19 protein-coding genes are annotated in these 19,348 nt (G+C 73.2%); 15 read left to right on the forward strand and 4 right to left on the reverse strand.

Features of this window, described 5'->3' with window-relative positions:
• The first annotated feature begins 72 nt into the window (after nt 1-72).
• The 3 genes from ACYVM4_RS17035 (at nt 73) to ACYVM4_RS17045 (ending at nt 4,173) form a co-directional block, all read left to right on the forward strand.
• A complete protein-coding gene (locus ACYVM4_RS17035; RefSeq protein ID WP_460669300.1) occupies nt 73-1,068 on the forward strand; it encodes an asparaginase in 996 nt (331 codons plus the stop codon).
• A 126-nt stretch (nt 1,069-1,194) separates the two neighbouring features.
• A complete protein-coding gene (locus tag ACYVM4_RS17040) occupies nt 1,195-2,598 on the forward strand; it encodes an aspartate ammonia-lyase (protein ID WP_460669301.1) in 1,404 nt (467 codons plus the stop codon).
• Nucleotides 2,599-2,640: 42 nt separating this feature from the next.
• Entirely contained in the window at nt 2,641-4,173 is a 1,533-nt protein-coding gene (locus ACYVM4_RS17045) for an amino acid permease (protein ID WP_368820077.1), read from the forward strand.
• Nucleotides 4,174-4,348: 175 nt separating this feature from the next.
• Here the strand turns inward: ACYVM4_RS17045 and ACYVM4_RS17050 are convergent, their stop codons facing one another.
• Together ACYVM4_RS17050 and ACYVM4_RS17055 are read right to left on the reverse strand one after the other, a co-directional pair.
• Complete coding sequence (locus tag ACYVM4_RS17050) at nt 4,349-5,080, reverse strand: hypothetical protein (protein WP_460669302.1); 732 nt, start codon at nt 5,078-5,080, stop codon at nt 4,349-4,351.
• 74 nt (nt 5,081-5,154) lie between these two features.
• Nucleotides 5,155-5,547, reverse strand: coding sequence for a VOC family protein (locus tag ACYVM4_RS17055; protein WP_460669303.1), 393 nt, complete (start codon nt 5,545-5,547; stop codon nt 5,155-5,157).
• A gap of 81 nt (nt 5,548-5,628) precedes the next feature.
• Between ACYVM4_RS17055 and ACYVM4_RS17060 the strand changes: the two genes are divergently transcribed.
• Together ACYVM4_RS17060 and ACYVM4_RS17065 are read left to right on the forward strand one after the other, a co-directional pair.
• Nucleotides 5,629-6,459, forward strand: a complete 831-nt coding sequence (locus ACYVM4_RS17060; RefSeq protein ID WP_460669304.1) for a hypothetical protein — start codon at nt 5,629-5,631, stop codon at nt 6,457-6,459.
• Nucleotides 6,456-6,692: a hypothetical protein gene (locus tag ACYVM4_RS17065; RefSeq protein ID WP_460669305.1), complete on the forward strand. Its 237-nt coding sequence runs from the start codon at nt 6,456-6,458 to the stop codon at nt 6,690-6,692. The genes ACYVM4_RS17060 and ACYVM4_RS17065 overlap by 4 nt, the downstream gene beginning before the upstream one ends.
• 34 nt (nt 6,693-6,726) lie before the next feature.
• Here the strand turns inward: ACYVM4_RS17065 and ACYVM4_RS17070 are convergent, their stop codons facing one another.
• Entirely contained in the window at nt 6,727-7,023 is a 297-nt protein-coding gene (locus ACYVM4_RS17070; RefSeq protein WP_460669306.1) for a hypothetical protein, read from the reverse strand.
• Between the two features lie 160 nt (nt 7,024-7,183).
• Here ACYVM4_RS17070 and ACYVM4_RS17075 point away from each other — a divergent pair, with 160 nt between their 5' ends.
• The 10 genes from ACYVM4_RS17075 to ACYVM4_RS17120 all read left to right on the forward strand — a co-directional run bounded on the left by ACYVM4_RS17075 (nt 7,184) and on the right by ACYVM4_RS17120 (nt 18,666).
• The gene (locus ACYVM4_RS17075; RefSeq protein WP_368820084.1) at nt 7,184-8,491 is read left to right on the forward strand and encodes a Mur ligase family protein; all 1,308 of its coding nucleotides are present in this window, start codon (nt 7,184-7,186) and stop codon (nt 8,489-8,491) included.
• A gap of 11 nt (nt 8,492-8,502) precedes the next feature.
• The gene (locus ACYVM4_RS17080; RefSeq protein WP_368820085.1) at nt 8,503-9,225 is read left to right on the forward strand and encodes a type 1 glutamine amidotransferase; all 723 of its coding nucleotides are present in this window, start codon (nt 8,503-8,505) and stop codon (nt 9,223-9,225) included.
• Nucleotides 9,226-9,367: 142 nt separating this feature from the next.
• Complete coding sequence (locus ACYVM4_RS17085; protein ID WP_035928571.1) at nt 9,368-10,129, forward strand: YebC/PmpR family DNA-binding transcriptional regulator; 762 nt, start codon at nt 9,368-9,370, stop codon at nt 10,127-10,129.
• A complete protein-coding gene (ruvC, locus tag ACYVM4_RS17090) occupies nt 10,126-10,752 on the forward strand; it encodes a crossover junction endodeoxyribonuclease RuvC (RefSeq protein WP_460669353.1) in 627 nt (208 codons plus the stop codon). Before ACYVM4_RS17085 ends, ruvC begins: the two co-directional genes overlap by 4 nt.
• 90 nt (nt 10,753-10,842) lie before the next feature.
• Nucleotides 10,843-11,484 (forward strand): Holliday junction branch migration protein RuvA, encoded by a 642-nt coding sequence (ruvA, locus tag ACYVM4_RS17095; RefSeq protein WP_368820086.1) that lies wholly within the window; start codon nt 10,843-10,845, stop codon nt 11,482-11,484.
• Between the two features lie 2 nt (nt 11,485-11,486).
• Complete coding sequence (gene ruvB / locus ACYVM4_RS17100) at nt 11,487-12,605, forward strand: Holliday junction branch migration DNA helicase RuvB (RefSeq protein ID WP_368820087.1); 1,119 nt, start codon at nt 11,487-11,489, stop codon at nt 12,603-12,605.
• Nucleotides 12,606-12,716: 111 nt separating this feature from the next.
• Nucleotides 12,717-13,178 (forward strand): preprotein translocase subunit YajC, encoded by a 462-nt coding sequence (yajC, locus tag ACYVM4_RS17105; RefSeq protein ID WP_460669307.1) that lies wholly within the window; start codon nt 12,717-12,719, stop codon nt 13,176-13,178.
• 90 nt (nt 13,179-13,268) lie between these two features.
• A complete protein-coding gene (gene secD / locus ACYVM4_RS17110) occupies nt 13,269-15,110 on the forward strand; it encodes a protein translocase subunit SecD (RefSeq protein WP_460669308.1) in 1,842 nt (613 codons plus the stop codon).
• On the forward strand, nt 15,110-16,129 hold the full coding sequence (gene secF, locus ACYVM4_RS17115; RefSeq protein WP_460669309.1) for a protein translocase subunit SecF: 1,020 nt from the start codon (nt 15,110-15,112) through the stop codon (nt 16,127-16,129). Before secD ends, secF begins: the two co-directional genes overlap by 1 nt.
• Before the next feature lie 140 nt (nt 16,130-16,269).
• The gene (locus tag ACYVM4_RS17120) at nt 16,270-18,666 is read left to right on the forward strand and encodes a RelA/SpoT family protein (RefSeq protein WP_438612786.1); all 2,397 of its coding nucleotides are present in this window, start codon (nt 16,270-16,272) and stop codon (nt 18,664-18,666) included.
• An 18-nt stretch (nt 18,667-18,684) separates the two neighbouring features.
• Here the strand turns inward: ACYVM4_RS17120 and ACYVM4_RS17125 are convergent, their stop codons facing one another.
• Nucleotides 18,685-19,281: a hypothetical protein gene (locus ACYVM4_RS17125; protein WP_460669310.1), complete on the reverse strand. Its 597-nt coding sequence runs from the start codon at nt 19,279-19,281 to the stop codon at nt 18,685-18,687.
• Nucleotides 19,282-19,348 lie beyond the last annotated feature (67 nt).

A 19,348-nucleotide genomic window follows, 5' to 3' on the forward strand; every position in this document is an offset into this window, starting at 1 on the left:
CGGGGCGCCGTCCGGCGCCTCCCTCCGGCGCGCGCCCCCGCCCGCGCCCATCGCCTCCAGCAAGGACCCAGCATGACCACCGCAGCCCTCCGGGCACCCCTGTCCACCGCCCGCCCGCAGCACGTGCCCGTCGCCGAACAGGTCCGCGACGGCGTCGTCGAGAGCGTCCATCACGGCTCGCTCGTGGCCACGGACGCCGCCGGGCGGATCCTGCTCGAAGCAGGAGACCCCCTGGCCCTCTTCTACCCCCGCTCCTCCCTCAAGCCGCTGCAGGCGGTGGCCATGCTCCGCGCCGGACTCGATCTGCCCGGGCACCTGCTGGCCCTGGCCGCAGCCAGCCACTCCGGGGCGCCCCTGCACCGGGACGGCGCCCGCCGCATCCTCGCCGGACACGGTGCGGACGAGACCGCCCTGGAGAACGTGCCCGACCTGCCGTACGGGTCCGCCGAACGGACCACCGCCCTGCGCGCCGGTGAGGGGCCCTCGCGCCTGGCCCAGAACTGCTCCGGCAAGCACGCGGCCATGGTCGCCACCTGCCGGGTCAACGACTGGCCCGTGGCCGGCTACACCGACCCCGGTCACCCGCTGCAGCAGCTGATCGCCGAGGTCCTCGCGGAGCTGACCGGTGAACCGCTGGGACCCGGCAGCACCGACGGCTGCGGCACCCCCCTGTTCGCCGTCACCCTCCGGGGCATGGCCACCGCCTTCGCCCGGCTCGCCTCGGCCGCCCCGGGGACGCCCGAGGGCCGGGTGACGTCCGCCATGACCCGTCACCCCGAGCAGGTGGCCGGCGAGGGCCGTGACGTCACGGAACTCATGCGCAGGATCCCCGGCCTGCTGGCCAAGGACGGCTTCGAGGGACTGCAGCTCGTGGGCCTGCCCGACGGGCGCGGCCTGGCCGTGAAGATCGCCGACGGCGCCGACCGCGCCCGGATGCCGGTGACCGCGCAGGTCCTGCGGCAGCTCGGCGTCGACCCGGCAGCGCTCGCCGGAATGGACCGTGTCCCCGTGCTCGGCGGAGGCCGCACCGTGGGGTCGCTGCACGCCGTCGACCTCGTCGCCGGCTGATCCGCCCCCGCCGTCCGCCGCCTGCTGATCCGCCCCGGCTGACCCGCCACCCCTCGACCGACCGCCCGCTGACCCACCGCCCCTGACACCCACCACCTCGTGACATCCGAGAGAACCGAGAGAACCGTGACCGCTCCCGCCTTCCGCACCGAGCACGACCTGCTCGGCGACCGCCAGGTCCCCGCCGACGCCTACTGGGGCGTGCAGACCCTGCGCGCCGTGGAGAACTTTCCCATCACCGGCCTCCCGCTGGGCGGCCACGCCCACCTCGTGCGGGGCCTGGCGGCCGTCAAGCTCGCCGCCGCCCGCGCCAACCACGAGCTCGGGCTGCTGGACACCGTCCGGGCCGAGGCCATCGTGGCGGCCTGCCAGGAGATCCTGGACGGTCGCCTCCACGAGCAGTTCCGCGTCGACGTGATCCAGGGCGGCGCCGGCACCTCGTCCAACATGAACGCCAACGAGGTGATCGCCAACCGGGCCCTGGAGCTGCTGGGCGCCGGCAAGGGGGAGTACTCCCGGCTGCACCCCAACGACCACGTCAACCTGTCGCAGTCCACCAACGACGCGTACCCCACGGCCGTGAAGATCGCCACGATCACCGGTGTCCAGGAGCTGCTGGCCGCCCTGGAGGTGCTGGAGGACGCCTTCGCGGAGAAGGCCCGCGAGTTCCGCACCGTCGTGAAGATGGGCCGCACCCAGCTCCAGGACGCCGTGCCCATGACCCTGGGCCAGGAGTTCGGCACCTACGCCGTGATGATCCGGGAGGACCGCCAGCGCCTGGCCGAGGCGAGCCTCCTGGTCCACGAGATCAACCTCGGGGCGACGGCGATCGGCACCGGGCTCAACGCCCCGGACGGCTACGCCGCCGCGGCCTGCCGCCACCTGGCCGCCGTCACCGGCCTGCCGCTGGTCACCGCCGTCGACCTCGTGGAGGCCACCCAGGACGTCGGGTCCTTCGTGCACCTGTCCGGGGTGCTCAAGCGGGTGGCCGTGAAGCTGTCCAAGATCTGCAACGACCTGCGGCTGCTCTCCTCCGGGCCCCGGGCCGGGCTGGGCGAGATCACCCTGCCCGCCGTGCAGTCCGGCTCCTCGATCATGCCGGGCAAGATCAACCCGGTGATCCCCGAGGTCGTCAGCCAGGTCGCCTACGAGGTCATCGGCAACGACGTCACGATCACCATGGCCGCCGAGAGCGGACAGCTGCAGCTCAACGCCTTCGAGCCGATCATCGTCCACAGCCTGCACAAGAGCGTCGGCCACCTCCGGGCGGCCGCCACCACCCTCGCGGAGCGCTGCGTGCGCGGCATCACCGCCAACGAGGAGCACCTGCGCGCCTCCGTGGAGCACTCCATCGGTCTGGTGACCGCACTGAACCCCCACCTGGGCTACGCCACGGCCACCGCGATCGCTCAGGAGGCCCTGGTCACGGGCGCCGGCGTCGCGGAGCTGGTGCGCGAGCGCGGTCTGCTGACCGCCGAGGAGCTGGGCCGCATCCTGCGCCCGGAGCGCCTCGCCAACCTCACCGTCTGACCCGTCCACGAGCTCTTCCGCCACCACCAAGGAGACCGAGCCATGCCCCCTGTGTCCGTCCACCACCCGGACCGGCGCCACGCCACCCCGGCCCAGCCACCGACCGCCGCCCTCGACGTGCTCCACGCGGAGGACGAGGGCTACCACAAGGGGCTCAAGCCCCGGCAGATCCAGATGATCGCGATCGGCGGCGCCATCGGCACCGGCCTGTTCATGGGCGCCGGCGGGCGGCTGGCCAGCGCGGGGCCCGCCCTCGTGCTCGTCTACGCGGTCTGCGGCTTCTTCGCGTTCCTCATCCTGCGCGCGCTGGGCGAGCTCGTCGTGCGCCGCCCGTCCTCCGGCTCGTTCGTCTCCTACGCCCGGGAGTTCTACGGAGAGAAGGCGGCCTTCTTCACCGGCTGGCTGTACTGGCTCAACTGGGCCATGACCGCGATCGTGGACATCACGGCCGTGGCGCTGTACATGAAGTTCTTCGCCCGGTACTGGGCGCCCATCGGGGACGTCCCCCAGTGGCAGTACGCCCTGGCCGCCCTGCTGCTCGTCCTCGGGCTGAACCTCGTCTCGGTCAAGGTCTTCGGCGAGCTCGAGTTCTGGTTCGCCCTCATCAAGGTGGCCGCGCTCTCCGCGTTCCTGGTGGTCGGGATCTGGCTGGTGCTCTTCGGCACCCCGGCCGACGGACAGGAGGTGGGCCTGTCCCTCATCGGCCAGAACGGCGGGCTCCTGCCCAACGGTCTGCTGCCGGCGGTCGTCGTGATCCAGGGCGTGGTCTTCGCCTACGCCTCCATCGAGCTGATCGGCACCGCGGCCGGTGAGACGGAGCACCCCGAGAAGGTCATGCCGCGCGCCGTGAACACGGTGATCGTGCGCATCGCGGTCTTCTACGTCGGGTCCCTGACCCTGCTGTCCCTGCTCCTGCCCTACACCGCCTACCAGGCGGGGGAGAGCCCGTTCGTGACGTTCTTCGGCTCCATCGGCGTGGCCGGCATGGACACCGTGATGAACCTCGTGGTGCTCACCGCGGCCCTGTCCTCGCTCAACGCCGGGCTCTACTCCACCGGCCGGATCCTGCGCTCCATGTCCCTGGCCGGTTCGGCCCCCCGCTTCGCGGGCCGGATGAACCGGGCCGGCGTCCCGTACGGCGGCATCGTGCTGACGGCGGCGGTCGCCGTGCTGGGCGTGGTGCTCAACGCCCTCGTGCCGGCCCAGGCCTTCGAGATCGTGCTGAACCTCGCCTCGGTCGGCATCATCAGCGCCTGGGGGATGATCATGCTCTGCCACCTGCGGCTCGTCGCGTGGTCGAAACAGGGCAAGGCGGAGCGCCCCGGGTTCCGGCTCCCAGGCGCGCCCTTCACCGGCTGGTTGACGCTGGCGTTCCTCGTGACCGTGGTCGTGCTGATGGCCTTCGACTCCCCGATCGGGACCTGGACCGTCGCCTCCCTGCTCCTGCTCGTGCCCCTGCTGGTCCTCGGCTGGTACCGGTGCCGGGACCGGGTGCACGAGATCGCCGCGGCCCACGCCATCGCCGCCCCCACGGCCCCGGAGGCCTCGGAGGAGACGGGGCTGCCCGTCCGGTAGGACCCCGCCCGGCGCACTGGCCGGTGCCCGTCTCCCGACGGGCACCGGCCAGGCCGTGTCCGCGGTGGCGCCGACGGCGCGGGGCTCGTCCCCGGAATCCCGGATCGTTCGCCCGGGGAGGCTGATCCCCACCCTCAAAGGCGCACCCCCTGCCGGGTGCATCCGCGCACCCGGCTCACGGACGGCCTGACCGGCGGCTCGCCTCCGCCCGGCCGGCGGCAATCTGGGCGGCCCAGCGCACCCGGAACGGCCGCCGATCCGGGTCCGTCGCCGCCTGCGGCTCTACGGCCGCTCCCACAGCCCCGGCCTCCACCCCGGCGGGCTGCGACGGGGGCCGACGGGAGGCGTGGCGCCGGGCGGCCGCCACGGCCTCGGCCCGGCGCTGCTCGGCCTCCGCCGCGGCGCGCTGGTCCGGAGAGCGCATCGGGGTGCCGTCCTGGTGGGTCCAGGTGCGCAGACGGGCGGCGAACCAGGCGCCGGGGTGCTCGATCCCGGTCACCGAGTCGTGGGTGTAGCGCACGCCCTGCGGGGTCCAGTCCAGGGCATGCAGGACGTCGGCGACGGTCCACCCGGCCTCGAAGTGCGGCCCGGCCACGGCCACGACGTAGGCGGTGGTGATCCGGCGCAGCACCAGCGCGTGGTGCTGGAGCTCCAGTCCGGCCCGGCGGAAGACCTGCTGCCAGTCCCACCGGGTCGGCGCCGTCGTCGACGGCCGCACGGCTGCGTGCGCCGGCCACAGCGGAGCCACCCGCCGGCCCAGCGCGGCCTGGACCTCCCGCCGCTGCGCGTCGGCTCCGGCAGCGGGCAGGGTCTCCGCAGGGGCCCTCGGGGAAGGCTCCGCGCGCGGGCGCGGGGGAGAGGCGGACCTCTCCGGGGGAACCGGGTCGGCGTCGGGATCCACTGACATCGACTCCTCTGCCTGCTCGTCGGTGGTGTGCTTCGGCTCCGGGGGCCGGCCCGCGGGCCGATGCCCGGGGCCTGTCACTCCGGGCCGGCCTGGACGACCAGCAGCATCGTGCCCTCGGGATCACGGACGTAGGCGACGGTCTCGCCCCACGGCATGGCCTCGGCATCGACAGCCACGGCGGCACCGGCCCGGCGGGCGGCCTCGAGGACGGCCGCCAGGTCCTCGACATAGGCGCACAGGTCCACCGCGTGGCCGGTCGCGGGCAGCGGCGTGTCGCCGTACAGCCCCGCCGTGGTGCCGACGCCCAGGCCCAGCTGACCGTCTCCCACGCGCAGGACGAGGAAGGCCAGCTCACCCGTCTCCGGGAACCGGTACGTCTGCACGGCGTGGAACACCTGCTCGTAGAAGGCCTGGGTGCTCAGCAGATCCGCACAGTTGACGATGGGGAACAGCTCGTGCCCGGTCATGGTCCGACAGTACCGACAGCTCGTGGCCGGGCGCACCCGGCCCCCAGGAGCCGGCTCCCGGGATGTGCTCTACTCGGTCGCATGAGCGCCGACTCCCTGCCCGAACTCCCCACGGCCGAAGACTTCCGCGCCCTGGCGCGCAGCTCGCCGTGGCGGTTCACCACCGTGCACTTCACCCACCGGCGGCAGCGGGACGCCGGGAGCGCTCCGGACGGTGGACCGGTCGAGGCCTGGCTCGACCGGCGGCTCGGCCGTGTGGTCGTCCGCTCCTCCGGGGGTGTCGAGGTCGCCGAAGGGCCGCCCTACGGCGAGGCGGTGAGTCTGGTGACCTGCAACGACGACGACGCGGCGTGCGCCGTTCCGTCACCGCCGGAACCGGAACCGGAACCGGAGCCGGCGGTGGTGCTGCGTCCGGACGGTCTGGTCGCCCGGCGCCCGGAGGACTGGAACCACGACCACGGCGATCCGATGTGGCAGGACTACCGGTGGACGGCCATGCTCGACCCGGCGGAGCTGAGCCAGGGGGTGGACGTCAGCGAGGTCGTCGCCACGACGCTGCGGGGCCGCCTCACCTGGTCGGCCGCCTGCCGGCCGCTGCTCGGCGCCGGCGAGGACTGGGAGAACGGCTACACCCCGCGGTGCGGCTGCTGCCCGCTGCTGGACGGTCCCGCCAGCCGGATCCTCGAGTACGGCCGCGAGGACCCGACCCTCACCAGCGGTGACCTCGCCACGGTCTACCGCGTGCACCTCGATGTGCAGACCGGCATCGTCGTGGACATCACCCCGCTGGACGGCCTCGACGGCACCGGCCTCAGCAACGAGATCCACGCCGTCGACGCACTGCTCGACCCTCCGCAGCAGGGACCGGAGCAGCAGGGCCGCCGCCCGCGGACGACAGGAGCACCGGCGTGACCCACCCCTCCGCCGCACACCCCCTGCAGGGCAGGACTCCCCTGCAGAACGGTGCGGTCCTCGGCGACGTGCAGGCGGACCTGCGGGACGCGGCGGCGGTCGAGGACCTCGTGGACGGGGCCTGCGACCGGACCGGGCGGACCGGGCCCGTCCACGAGACGAGGGCCGGTCGGGTGGTCTGGATGACCTCGGGCCAGGTCCTCACCACCGACGGCGGACGGGGTCTGACCTGAGGGCACGGCGGGGCCGAGGTCCTCGATCCTCCCGTCACCGCCGCGGGGCGGGCCCGCCCCGGCCCACGAGCCAGCCGGCGCGGAAGGCCCACAGGACGAACCCGGCCAGCACACCGGCCCACCCCGCCGCGGCCTCCGGGGTGACCAGGGTCACGGCCGGCAATGCCGCACCGTCCAGCGGGTTGTCCGCGAACCACCCGAACGACGCCTCGGCCGGGTGGAGCAGCACCAGCAGCGCCCCGCCCGACACCAGCACCCCGCCGAGGCACGCCAGCACCACCCACCAGCGCGGCGGCCGGCGGGGAGGGACGGCGGGTCCGGCGGCGTTCATGGTCCGACCCTACGGCCGGTGCGCCACCCGACCACAGCACCCGGCGGCGGCACCGTGTCGTCCGTCGTCGTCGCCCGTCACCTCTGCGGCCCGGGGACGTGCGGCCCGCCTGCCCCGGGCGCACCCGGGTGCCCGCCGCCGCAGGGGCGCAGACCATAGGATGGAGCGCATGTCCAGACCCCACGTGCGCCTGCTCGGCCAAGGCATCCGGTACCTGACCACACTGCGCGGCGGAGGCTCCGCCTTCCCCGGCCTCGTGATGGAGCGGCTGCACCCCGGGTTCGTGGCCGAGGAGCTCGCGAAGCTGCCGCACGGCGTGGTGCTCATCAGCGGCACCAATGGCAAGACGACCACCACCAAGATGGCCGTCCAGCTGCTGCGCTCGCAGGGGTACAAGGTCTTCACCAACCGCACGGGCTCCAACTTCGTCCGCGGCGTGGCCGCCGCCCTGCTCGGGGAGATGAGCCTCACCGGCCGCCTCGACGCGGACATCGCCGTGCTCGAGCTCGACGAGGCGCACGCCGTGCACTTCGTCAAGCAGGTCAAGCCGCGCCACGCGCTGCTGCTCAACGTCATGCGCGACCAGCTCGACCGCTTCGGCGAGATCGACACCACCCGGCGGATGCTCGCCCAGATCGCGGCGGCCACCACGGGCACCGTGGTGCTCAACCGGGAGGACCCCCGGATCGTGTCCCTCGCGGAGCACGTCCCCGAGGGCACGCGGACCCGCTGGTTCGGGCTGTCCGCGCCGCTGCGGCCCCTGTTCCCTTCCGACGACGACATGCGCTCGGCCGGCGGGCCCGACGCCGAGGCCGACCACGAGGCGGAGCTGGCGCCCCGGCCCGCCGCCGACGTGGAGCTGACGTCCTTCGAGGCGAACCGGGTCCGGCTGACGGTGGGCGGCGAGTCCGTCGAGACCACCGTGGAGCTCTACGGCGTCTACAACATGTACAACGCGGCCGCCGCGCTGGCGCTGGCGCTCGCGGTGGCCGGCCCGGACGCGGACCGCGCCGCGCTGGTGGACGAGCTCTCCCGCGTCACCCCCGCCTTCGGGCGCGGGGAGACCATCACCGTGGCCGGCCGGCCGCTGCAGCTGCTGCTCGTGAAGAACCCCGCCGGGTTCCGCCTCTCGCTGGCCTCGGCCCGGCCGGGCGACTACGCCACGATGATCGCCATCAACGACGAGTACGCCGACGGCCGCGACGTCTCCTGGCTGTGGGACGTCGACTTCCACTCCCTGCGCCCGGGCGGCGTGGACGTGGTGGCCGGCACCCGGGCGTGGGACATGGCCCTGCGCCTGGACTACGACGAGGTCGGGGTCCGCGAGGTGGTCCCGGGCCTCGGCGACGCCCTGCAGCGCTTCGTCGCCGGGGCCGGGGACCGTCCCATGCGCGTCTTCTGCACCTACACGTCCATGCTCGAGCTGCGCCGGGAGCTGTCCCGCGTGGCCGAGGTCGCCGAGATCTGAGCGGAGCCCCCGTGACCGACCGCACCGTCCACCTCGTCCAGCTCTACCCCCGGGACATGAACATCTACGGGGACTGGGGGAACACCCTCACCCTCAAGCGCCGGCTCGAGAAGTACGGCTACGCCGTGCGGCTGAGCGACCACAACCCCGGGGACCCGTTCCCGCCCGACGCCGACCTCCTCGTGGGCGGCGGCGGCCAGGACTCCGGGCAGTTCCGGGTCCAGGAGGACCTGCAGCGGATCGCCCCCGAGCTGCGGGCCATGGCCGCCGACGGCGTGCCGATGCTCGCGATCTGCGGTCTCTACCAGCTCTTCGGCCACGAGTTCCGCACCGGCGCCGGCGAGACCCTGCCCGGCATCGGGATCCTCGACCTCACCACGGTGGGCGGGCCGACGCGCCTGATCGGCAACATCGTGCTGGAGTCCCCGGAGTTCGGGACCGTCGTCGGCTACGAGAACCACTCCGGGGTCACCCGGCTCGGCCCGGACCAGACGCCGCTGGGCAGGGTGGTCAAGGGCGCGGGCAACAACGGCGAGGACGGCACCGAGGGCGCCCGCGTGCACCACGTGGTGGGCTCCTACCTGCACGGGTCGATGCTGCCCAAGAACCCCGCCGTGGCCGACCACCTCATCCGCGCCGCCGTGGAACGACGGCTCGGGGCCTTCGACGCCGCACCGCTGGACGACACCCTGGCCGAGCGGGCCCGGGAGGTCGCGCAGGCCCGGCCCCGCTAGACCCCCCGGCCGGGAGCGGGAGCACCCGGTAGAATGGAGCAGGACTTCTCCGGCCCGTCCCGGCCACCGCCGGGGCGGGCCGTGCCGGGACGACGACCGACGCGTCCCGGCCGACCGCGAACGACTTCCCGAGGAGGGACGCATGTCAGGACACTCCAAGTGGGCCACGACCAAGCACAAGAAGGCCGCGATCGACGCCAAGCGCGCGAAGGCCTTCGCCAAGTACATCAAGGGCATCGAGGTGGCCGCGCGGATGGGCGGGCCCGACACCGCGGGCAACCCGGCACTGGACCTCGCCGTGTCCAAGGCCAAGAAGAACTCGGTGCCGGTGGCGAACATCGACCGTGCGGTCAAGCGCGGCGCTGGCCTGACCGGTGAGGTCGTCGACTACACCGAGATCCTCTACGAGGCCCGCGGCCCGCAGGGCACGGCGCTGTACATCGAGTGCCTCACCGACAACAAGAACCGCGCGGCCTCGGAGGTGCGCGTGGCCGTGACCCGCAACGGCGGCACCATGGCCGACTCCGGCTCCGTGGCCTTCCTCTTCGAGCGCAAGGGCGTCGTGGAGGTCACCCGCACCGACGGGCTGACCGAGGACGACGTCCTCATGGCCGTCCTGGACGCCGGCGCCGACGAGGTCGTGGAGCAGGAGGACGTCTTCGAGGTCGTCTCCGAGGCCACCGACCTGCCCGCGATCCGCGCGGCCCTGGACGAGGCCGGGCTCGAGTACAACAACGACGACCCGCAGTTCCGCCCGAGCATGCTCGTGGAGCTCGACGCCGAGGGCGCCCGGAAGTTCCTGCGCCTGGTCGACGCCGTCGAGGAGCTCGACGACGTGCAGAACGTCTACGCCAACGCGGACATCCCCGCCGAGGTCCTCGCCCAGCTCGACTCCGAGGACTGACCACGGCCACGCAGCGGATCCTCGGGGTCGACCCCGGGCTGACGCGGTGCGGGTTCGGCCTGATCGACATGGCCGGCAACCGCACCGCGTCCTTCGTGGACGTCGGGGTGGCCGGCACGGACGCCGCCGACCCGCTCGACGTGCGCGTGCTGCGGATCTGGGAGGCCACCGAGCGGTGGATCGAGCGGTACCACCCCGACTCCCTCGCCCTGGAGCGCGTGTTCGCCCAGACCAACGTGAACACGGTGATCGGCACCGCCCACGCCTCCGGCGCGGTCATCGCCTCGGCGGCCCGTCACGGGGTGCCGGTGGCCTGGCACACGCCGTCCGAGGTCAAGGCCGCGGTGACGGGGGAGGGGCGCGCCGACAAGGCGTCCGTGGCCCGCATGGTCGTGCGCATCCTCCGGCTCGAGGAGGCGCCCCGGCCCGCCGACGCCGCCGACGCCCTGGCCATCGCCATCTGCCACGGCTGGCGCGGCGGCGGCACGGGCGTGGACGCGACGGCCCGGACCGAGACGCACCAGGGCGCCCGACCCCTGGCCGCCGCCCGCACCGGCATGACCCCCGCCCAGCGGGCCTGGGCGGAGGCGGAGCACCGCGCCAGGCGGGGCGGGCGCCGCTGAGTCGGGGTCCACTGCTAGAGTGGTCGTCATTCGTAGATCTGTTCGATCGACCGTCCTCGGCCCCCGCCGGGCACGGGAAGGAGTTGCGCGGTGATCGCGTCCATCACGGGACAGGTCGAGCACGTCGGCCTCACCACCGCCGTCGTCGCGGTGGGCGGGTTCGGCGTCCAGGTCCAGGCGACGCCGGAGACCCTGTCCGGTCTGCGGATCGGCGGAGAGGTCCGGCTCGACACGGCATACGTGGCCCGCAAGGACGAGTCCCCGCTGCTCTTCGGCTTCCGCAGCCCCGCCGAGCGCGAGGTCTTCGAGATCATGCTCGGCGTCAGCGGCGTGGGCCCCCGCACCGCCCTCGCGGTGCTCTCCGTGCTCGGCCCGGACGCCGTCCACCGCGCCATCGCGCAGGGGGACGCCAAGGCGTTCACGACCGTCCCGGGCATCGGCCCCAAGGGCGCCCGCCGGATCGTGCTGGAGCTCGCCGACAAGCTCATCGTCCCGGACCGTCCCGCCCAGCCTGCCGCCGCCCCGGTGGAGCCGTGGCGGGCGCAGGTGCTCGAGGCCCTCGTGGGTCTGGGTTGGAACGAGAAGGACGCCGCCCGGGGCATCGCGGACGCCCTCGCCGGCCGGGAGGAGCTCGCCGCCTCCGGGGACGTCCCGACGATCCTGCGCACCGTGCTCGGGTGGCTCGGCGCGGCCAAGGCCGGACCCCGGGTTCCCGCGGAGCGGGGGGTCTGATCGTGGCCCGCGAGGACGGTGCCGCCGTGAACTCCCGGGACCGGCTGGTCTCGGGGGAGGACGAGCCCGACGAGAAGCAGCTCGAGTCGGCGCTGCGGCCCGCGAACCTCGACGAGTTCGTGGGGCAGAAGCGGGTGCGCCAGCAGCTGTCCCTCGTGCTCGAGGCCTCGCGGCTGCGGGGCCGCTCCGCCGACCACGTCCTGCTCTCGGGGCCCCCCGGCCTGGGCAAGACGACCCTGGCCATGATCATCGCCGAGGAGATGGGCGCGCCCCTGCGGATCTCCTCCGGCCCGGCCATCCAGCACGCCGGTGACCTCGCCGCGATCCTGTCCTCCCTGACCGAGGGCGAGGTGCTGTTCCTCGACGAGATCCACCGCATGTCCCGGCCCGCCGAGGAGATGCTCTACATGGCGATGGAGGACTTCCGGGTGGACATCGTGGTCGGCAAGGGCGCCGGCGCCACGTCCATCCCGCTGGACCTGCCGCCGTTCACCCTCGTGGGCGCCACCACCCGGGCGGGTCTGCTGCCCGGTCCGCTGCGCGACCGCTTCGGCTTCACCGGCCACCTCGAGTTCTACTCCGTGGCGGAGCTCGAGCTCGTGCTGCGCCGCTCCGCCGGGCTCATGGACCTGGCGATGACCGCGGAGGGCTTCGCCGAGGTCGCCTCCCGGTCCCGGGGCACCCCGCGCATCGCCAACCGGCTGCTGCGCCGGGTGCGGGACTGGGCGCTCGTGCACGGCATCGACCGGATCGACTCCCGCACCTCCTCCGCGGCCCTCGACATGTACGAGGTGGACGCCCGCGGCCTCGACCGCCTGGACCGCTCGGTGCTCGAGGCGCTCGTGACGAAGTTCGGCGGCGGCCCGGTGGGCCTGTCCACCCTCGCGATCGCGGTGGGGGAGGAGACCGAGACGGTCGAGACCGTGGCCGAGCCCTACCTGGTCCGCGAGGGCCTGCTCGGCAGGACGCCCCGGGGCCGGATCGCGATGGCCGCGGCCTGGGACCACCTGGGTCTGCGCCCTCCCGAGCACGCCGCGTTCAAGGACCCCGGGCTGCGCGCCGCCTTCGGCGGCACGGCCCCGGCCGCCGCCGAGGACGTCCCGTCCCTGTTCGAGGACTGAGGGCGGCCGCCGCCCCGGACCCGGGCCGGCTCTCCGGGTGCCGTCCAGGACGCTGGAGGGCTCGATCCCCTACCATGGTGAGGACACCCACCACCGACCGAACGGAAGTCCGTGAGCCCGCTCCTCCTCGCCCAGTCCCTCCCCGCCCAGGCCGCCCAGCCCTCGGGAGGCGGCACCGCCTGGCTGCTGCCCCTGATGCTCGTGGCCATGGTGCTCCTGCTGTGGCTGCCCATGCGCCGGCAGAAGAAGGCCGTGGCCCAGGTCAAGGAGAAGCAGGCGGCCATGGGCCCCGGCACCGAGGTCATGACGAACTACGGCCTCTACGGCACGGTGCGCTCGATCGACCGGGACACCAACAAGGTCGTCCTCGAGATCGCCCCCGGCACCGCCGTGACCGTGCACCTGCAGACCGTCACCACGGTCGTCGAGGACGAGGCAGCCCCCGCCGCCGCCGCTCCCGAGACCCGGACCGAGGCGTCCGTGATCGAGCCCGACGCCACCGGCGCCGGGTCGACCCCGGTCGACCCCCTGGACGACGACGCCCGGCGCGATCCCGGGCAGCGCAACGACTGACCCCCCACGCGGGACGACGGGCCGACCGATGGTCGGCCCGTTCCCATGCACAGGCCCGGCCCCACCGGGCCGTCGTTCGTAAGGAAGACCATGGCACTGACCACACGCAAGACCCCCGGTGACCCGGGACCCGCCGCACCGGACGGCCCGTCCGGGCGGGGCGGCTCGACCGCTCCGGCGCGCTCGGGGGTGCGGGCCGCCCTCTCGACCGCGCGCCGGTCCCTGATCGGGCTGATCGTGCTGCTCGCCCTGCTGGCCGGGCTGCTGGCCTGGGGCACGGGCACCGACCGCGCCGGCTGGGGGCCCAAGCTGGCCCTCGACCTCGAGGGCGGGACGCAGATGATCCTCTCCCCGTCCCTGCAGGGGGAGGACGCCGGCCAGGAGATCACCGCCGAGCAGCTGGACCAGGCCGTGGAGATCATCCGCCAGCGCGTCGACGGCTCGGGCGTGGCGGAGGCGGAGATCGCCACCCAGTCCGGCAGCAACATCGTGGTCTCCATGCCCGGCGTGCCCTCCGCGCAGACCCGGGAGCTCATCCAGACCTCGGCGCAGATGAACTTCCGGCCGGTGCTCACCACCGCCGCCGCGGAGCCGGTGCCCGAGGACCAGCGCGTCGCCGACGACGAGGTGCCCGAGCCCACCGCCGAGCCCACCGACGCCTCCGACCCCAACTGGATCACCCCGGAGCTGTTCCGGGAGTTCGAGGAGACCGACTGCACCGTGCCGCAGTCCCCGGAGGAGCGGGAGGCCCAGGACGCCGACGCGCCCGTCGTCGCCTGCGAGCCCGAGACCGCCACCAAGTACCTCCTGGGCCCGGTCGAGATCCAGGGCACCGGGATCGAGGACGCCTCCTACGGCACGGCCCAGAACTCCCAGGGCGTGTCCCTGAACCAGTTCGCCGTGAACCTGCAGTTCGGCCCCGAGGCCACGGACACGTTCCGGCAGCTCTCCGAGCGGCTCTACGGCATCGGCAGCGCCACGCCCGGCGACCCCCGCAGCCAGTTCGCGATCCTGCTCGACGGCCAGGTGGTCTCCGCCCCGTCGATGAACGCCGTGATCTCCGACGGCCAGGCCCAGATAACGGGCCAGTTCACCGAGGAGCAGGCCAAGTTCCTGGCCGAGCAGCTCAAGTACGGCGCGCTGCCGATGAGGTTCGAGATCCAGTCGGAGCAGCAGATCTCCGCGACCCTCGGCGCCGACCAGCTGCGGATGGGCATCATCGCCGGGATCATCGGCCTGGTACTCGTGTGCGTGTACTCGCTCTTCCAGTACCGGCTGCTGGGCCTCGTGACCATCAGCTCGCTCGTGGTCGCGGGCGTCCTCACCTGGCTGGCGATCACCCTGCTGGGCTGGTCCGCGAACTACCGCCTGTCCCTGGCCGGCGTGGCGGGCCTGATCGTGGCCATCGGCCAGACCGCCGACTCGTTCATCGTCTACTTCGAGCGCATCCGCGACGAGATCCGCAGCGGCCGCTCCATCCCAGCGGCGGTCGACCACGGGTGGCAGCGCGCCCGCCAGACCGTGCTCGCGTCCAAGGCCGTGAACCTGCTGGCCGCCGCGGTCCTGTACTTCGTGGCCGTGGGCAACGTGCGCGGCTTCGCCTTCACCCTCGGCCTGACCGCGATCGCCGACCTCCTCGTCGTGTTCCTCTTCACGCACCCGGTGATGGTCATGCTCGCCCGCACCCGGTACTTCGGCGGCGGCGGGAAGCACTCGGGACTCAGCCCCGAGGCCCTCGACGCGGTTCCCCTGTACCGGGGCGCCGGACGGATGCGCGAGCCCGGGGCCGAGCACGACGGCCTGACGATCGCCGAGCGGCGCCGGCGGGCGGGACGGACCGCGCCACAGGACCCCCCGTCCGCGGCAGCACCGGACGGGGCGCCGGTCGGCGCGTCGTCGTCCGCCGCCCGCACCCCCGAGGAGAACGCCTGATGTCCCGGTTCGCAGATTTCGGCAACGCCCTGCACAGCGGGCGGACCTCGTACCCCTTCGTGGCCCGGGCCAAGCAGTGGCTCGCGATCGTGGGCGTCCTCGTGCTGCTCTCGCTGCTCGTGCCCGTCGCCAAGGGCGGCTTCAACCTCGGCATCGACTTCACCGGCGGGTCCGAGTTCACCGTGTCCGCCGTGGCCGACCCGGACATCGAGACCGGCCAGCGCGCCGTCGCCGGGTCCTCGGACGCCGCGGAGGTCGAGGTCACCAACATCGCCCCGGAGACCGTCCGGGTGCGCACCGAGCAGCTCGACGACGACCAGACGCTCGCCGTCAAGGACGCCCTGGTCGAGGCCTACGGCGTGAGCGAGGAGGAGGTCACCTCCAACTTCGTGGGTCCCACGTGGGGCGCCGGCGTCACCAGCCAGGCCCTGCGGGGTCTCGTGGTCTTCGTGGTCCTGGCCACCGCCCTGATGGCCCTGTACTTCCGCACCTGGAAGATGTCGGTCTCGGCGATCGCCGGCATGCTCGCCTCGGTGGCGATCACCGCCGGCATCTACTCGCTCGTGGGCTTCGAGGTCACCCCGTCCGCGGTGATCGGCTTCCTCACGGTGCTCAGCTACTCGCTCTACGACTCCGTGGTGGTCTTCGACAAGGTCCGGGAGAACACCGAGGGCCTGCTCGACGGCACGGCCCCGCCGGAGCGGGCCGGACGGACGTACTCCGACCAGGTGAACCTCGCCGTCAACCAGACCCTGGTGCGCTCGATCAACACCTCCGTGGTGGGCATCCTGCCGGTGGGCTCGATCCTGTTCATCGGCTGGCTCGTCCTGGGCGCGGGCACGCTCAAGGACCTGTCCCTGTCCCTGTTCGTCGGGATCATCGTGGGGACCGCGGCCACCCTGTTCGTGGCCGCGCCCCTCTACGCGCTGCTGCGCCGCGGGGAGCCCGCCATCCAGGAGCAGGAGGCCCGTGCGGGAGCGCCCGGGGAACGTGCCGCCGAGGAGGCGCTCGCGCACTAGACTGTAGCCACCGTAGGGCGGGCCGTGCAGGAGCGGCCCGCCACAGCAGCACCTGTCGAACCGGATCCGGGCTCGACGACCGGGGCGGCGGCCGCACGGCCGCCGCCCCGCGTGCATCGAATGGGAAGGAAGTGCCGGTCATGAGCTCGTCCGACGACGGGGCCGTCCCCACGGGCCAGGGCGCCGCGCCGACCCCGCCGCGCCGGTCGGACATGGCCGGCACGCACTACGTGGTGCCCGCCTCCCGGCCCCTGCTGGGCCGGGCCGTGTTCCCGGGCCGCAGCGACCGCACCCGGTCGAGCCTGTCCTACCTCTCCGGCCGGCCCATGGACCACTCGCCGATCCTCGAGCCGCTGCTGCACACCGTGCGCGCCACCCACCCCGAGGAGGACCTCGAGGTCCTGCAGCGCGCCTTCAAGGTCGCGGAGAAGTGCCACGAGGGCCAGAAGCGCAAGAGCGGCGACCCCTACATCACGCACCCCGTGGCCGTGACCACGATCCTCGCGGAGCTCGGCATGACGGGCGCCACGCTGGTGGCCGCGCTGCTCCACGACACCGTCGAGGACACCGACTACACCCTCGACCAGCTGCGCGCGGAGTTCGGCGACGAGGTCGCCGCCCTCGTGGACGGCGTGACGAAGCTGGACAAGGTCCAGTACGGGGACGCCGCGCAGGCCGAGACCGTCCGCAAGATGATCGTGGCGATGGCCAAGGACATCCGCGTGCTCGTCATCAAGCTCGCCGACCGCCTGCACAACGCCCGCACCTGGCGCTTCGTCTCCCAGAGCTCCTCCTCGAAGAAGGCCCGCGAGACCCTCGAGATCTTCGCCCCGCTGGCCCACCGGCTCGGCATGAACACCATCAAGTGGGAGCTCGAGGACCTCGCCTTCGCGGCGCTCTACCCCAAGGTGTACGAGGAGATCGTGCGGATGGTGGGCGAGCGCCAGCCCCAGCGAGAGCGGTCGCTGGCCAAGATCCGGGAGCGGATCGCCCTGGACCTCTCCGAGGCGGGCATCGAGGCGACCATCACCGGCCGGCCCAAGCACTACTACTCGATCTACCAGAAGATGATCGTGCGCGGGAAGGACTTCGACGAGATCCAGGACCTGCAGGCGGTGCGGGTCCTGGTGAACACGGTGCGCGAGTGCTACGCGGCGCTGGGCGCCCTGCACGCGCGGTGGCGGCCGCTGCCGGGGCGGTTCAAGGACTACATCGCCATGCCGAAGTTCAACATGTACCAGTCCCTGCACACCACGGTGATCGGCCCGGACGGGCGCCCCGTGGAGATCCAGATCCGCACCCACGAGATGCACCGCCGCGCCGAGTACGGCGTGGCCGCGCACTGGAAGTACAAGGACCAGGCCAACCAGGCGAACTCCGCCACCCCGAAGGCCATGGAGGGGGACCTCGCCTGGCTCAGCTCGCTGGTGTCCTGGCAGGAGGAGACCCAGGACTCCTCCGAGTTCCTCGACTCCCTGCGCTACCAGATCAACACGTCCGAGGTGTACGTCTTCACCCCCAAGGGCGAGGTCATGGCCCTGCCCGCCGGCTCCACGCCCGTGGACTTCGCCTACGCCGTGCACACCGAGGTGGGGCACAAGACCATCGGGGCCCGGGTGAACGGCAAGCTCGTGCCGCTGTCCTCGGAGCTGCAGCACGGGGACTGGGTGGAGGTGCTCACCTCCAAGTCCGAGCACGCCGGGCCCTCGCAGGACTGGCTGAAGTTCGTGCGGTCCCCGCGGGCCCGCAACAAGATCCGGCAGTGGTTCTCCAAGGAGCGCCGCGAGGAGGCCATCGAGAAGGGCAAGGACGCGCTCACCCGTGCCCTCCGCAAGCACCACCTGCCGCTGCAGCGCACGCTCACCCAGGAGTCCCTGCTCGCGGTGGCCCAGGACTTCCACCGCACCGACATCAGCTCCCTCTACGAGGCGATCGGCTCCGACGTGGTCAGCGCCCAGGACGTGGTCGCGAAGATCGTGGGCGACCTCGGCGGGGCCGACGGCGCGGAGGAGGACTTCGCGGAGACCACGATCGCCACCCAGCCGGTGCGCCCGCGCGTGTCCGACTCCGGGGTGACGGTCCAGGGCGCCTCGGACGTCTACGTCAAGCTCGCCCGCTGCTGCACCCCCGTGCCGCCGGACGAGATCATGGGTTTCGTGACCCGTGGCGCCGGCATCTCCGTGCACCGCAAGGACTGCGCCAACATGCTCGCCCTCACCTCCACCGAGCGGGTGGTCGAGGTGGAGTGGGCGCCCACCCAGTCCAGCGTGTACCTGGTGGAGATCCAGGTGGAGGCCCTCGACCGCAAGTCCCTGCTCTCGGACGTCACCCGGGTGCTCTCCGAGAACCACGTCAACATCCTCTCCGCCTCCGTGCACACCTCGAAGTCGCGGCTGGCGATCTCCCGCTTCGCCTTCGAGATGGGGGACCCGCGCTACCTGGACCACGTGCTCAACCAGGTCCGCCGCATCGACGGGGTCTACGACGTCTACCGCACCTCGGGCAACCGGCCCATCTCGGAGCCGTCCGGCCGGTGAGCCGCCCAGCCGCCCGTGTCACCGGAGGGGGCGGCCGACGGCCCGGGCGGCGCGGCGGACCCGCAGCAGCGCCGCCTGCCGGCCGGGCATCCGCTCGAAGCTCTCGAGCGCGGTCTGCACCAGCGGGGGCGGGCAGTGCAGGTGCGGGGCGTGCATGAGCTTCTCCAGGGCCGCGATCCCCTCCCGTCCCGGCACGTGCACGGCCAGGTCCACGGCGGTGCGCAGCGGCGTGGTGACGTGCACCGGCCCGGCGTCGTGGACGTCGTAGCTCCCCAGCGTGACCTGGTGCAGCGCCAGGCCCTCGGGCACCGGGGACATGGTGGTGCGGCGCAGCTTGTCCAGCAGCACCGGCAGGATGCTGGGGCGCCCGGCGCAGTCGTAGAACCACGCGGCGGAGAGCCGCCCGAGCACCCCGCGCCGCAGCAGGTGCGGAGGCAGCTGGGCCTCCAGCGCCGCGATCTTCACCGCCCGGGTCACCGGGCGCCCGCGCAGCACGTGCGCCTCCAGCACCACGGGCACGAGCACCCCGTCCGTGACCAGGGCGGAGAGCTCGACGCGCGAGAAGGGCCGCGCGGGCAGGAACAGGGTGTCGGGGTGCCAGGGCGGGGCGTCCATGGGCCCACTCTGACCCGCGGTCGCGGCACGCGAAAGGCCCCGCGGCGCGCTGTGGACAGCGCGGCCG

This window comes from Kocuria himachalensis, from assembly GCF_054784195.1.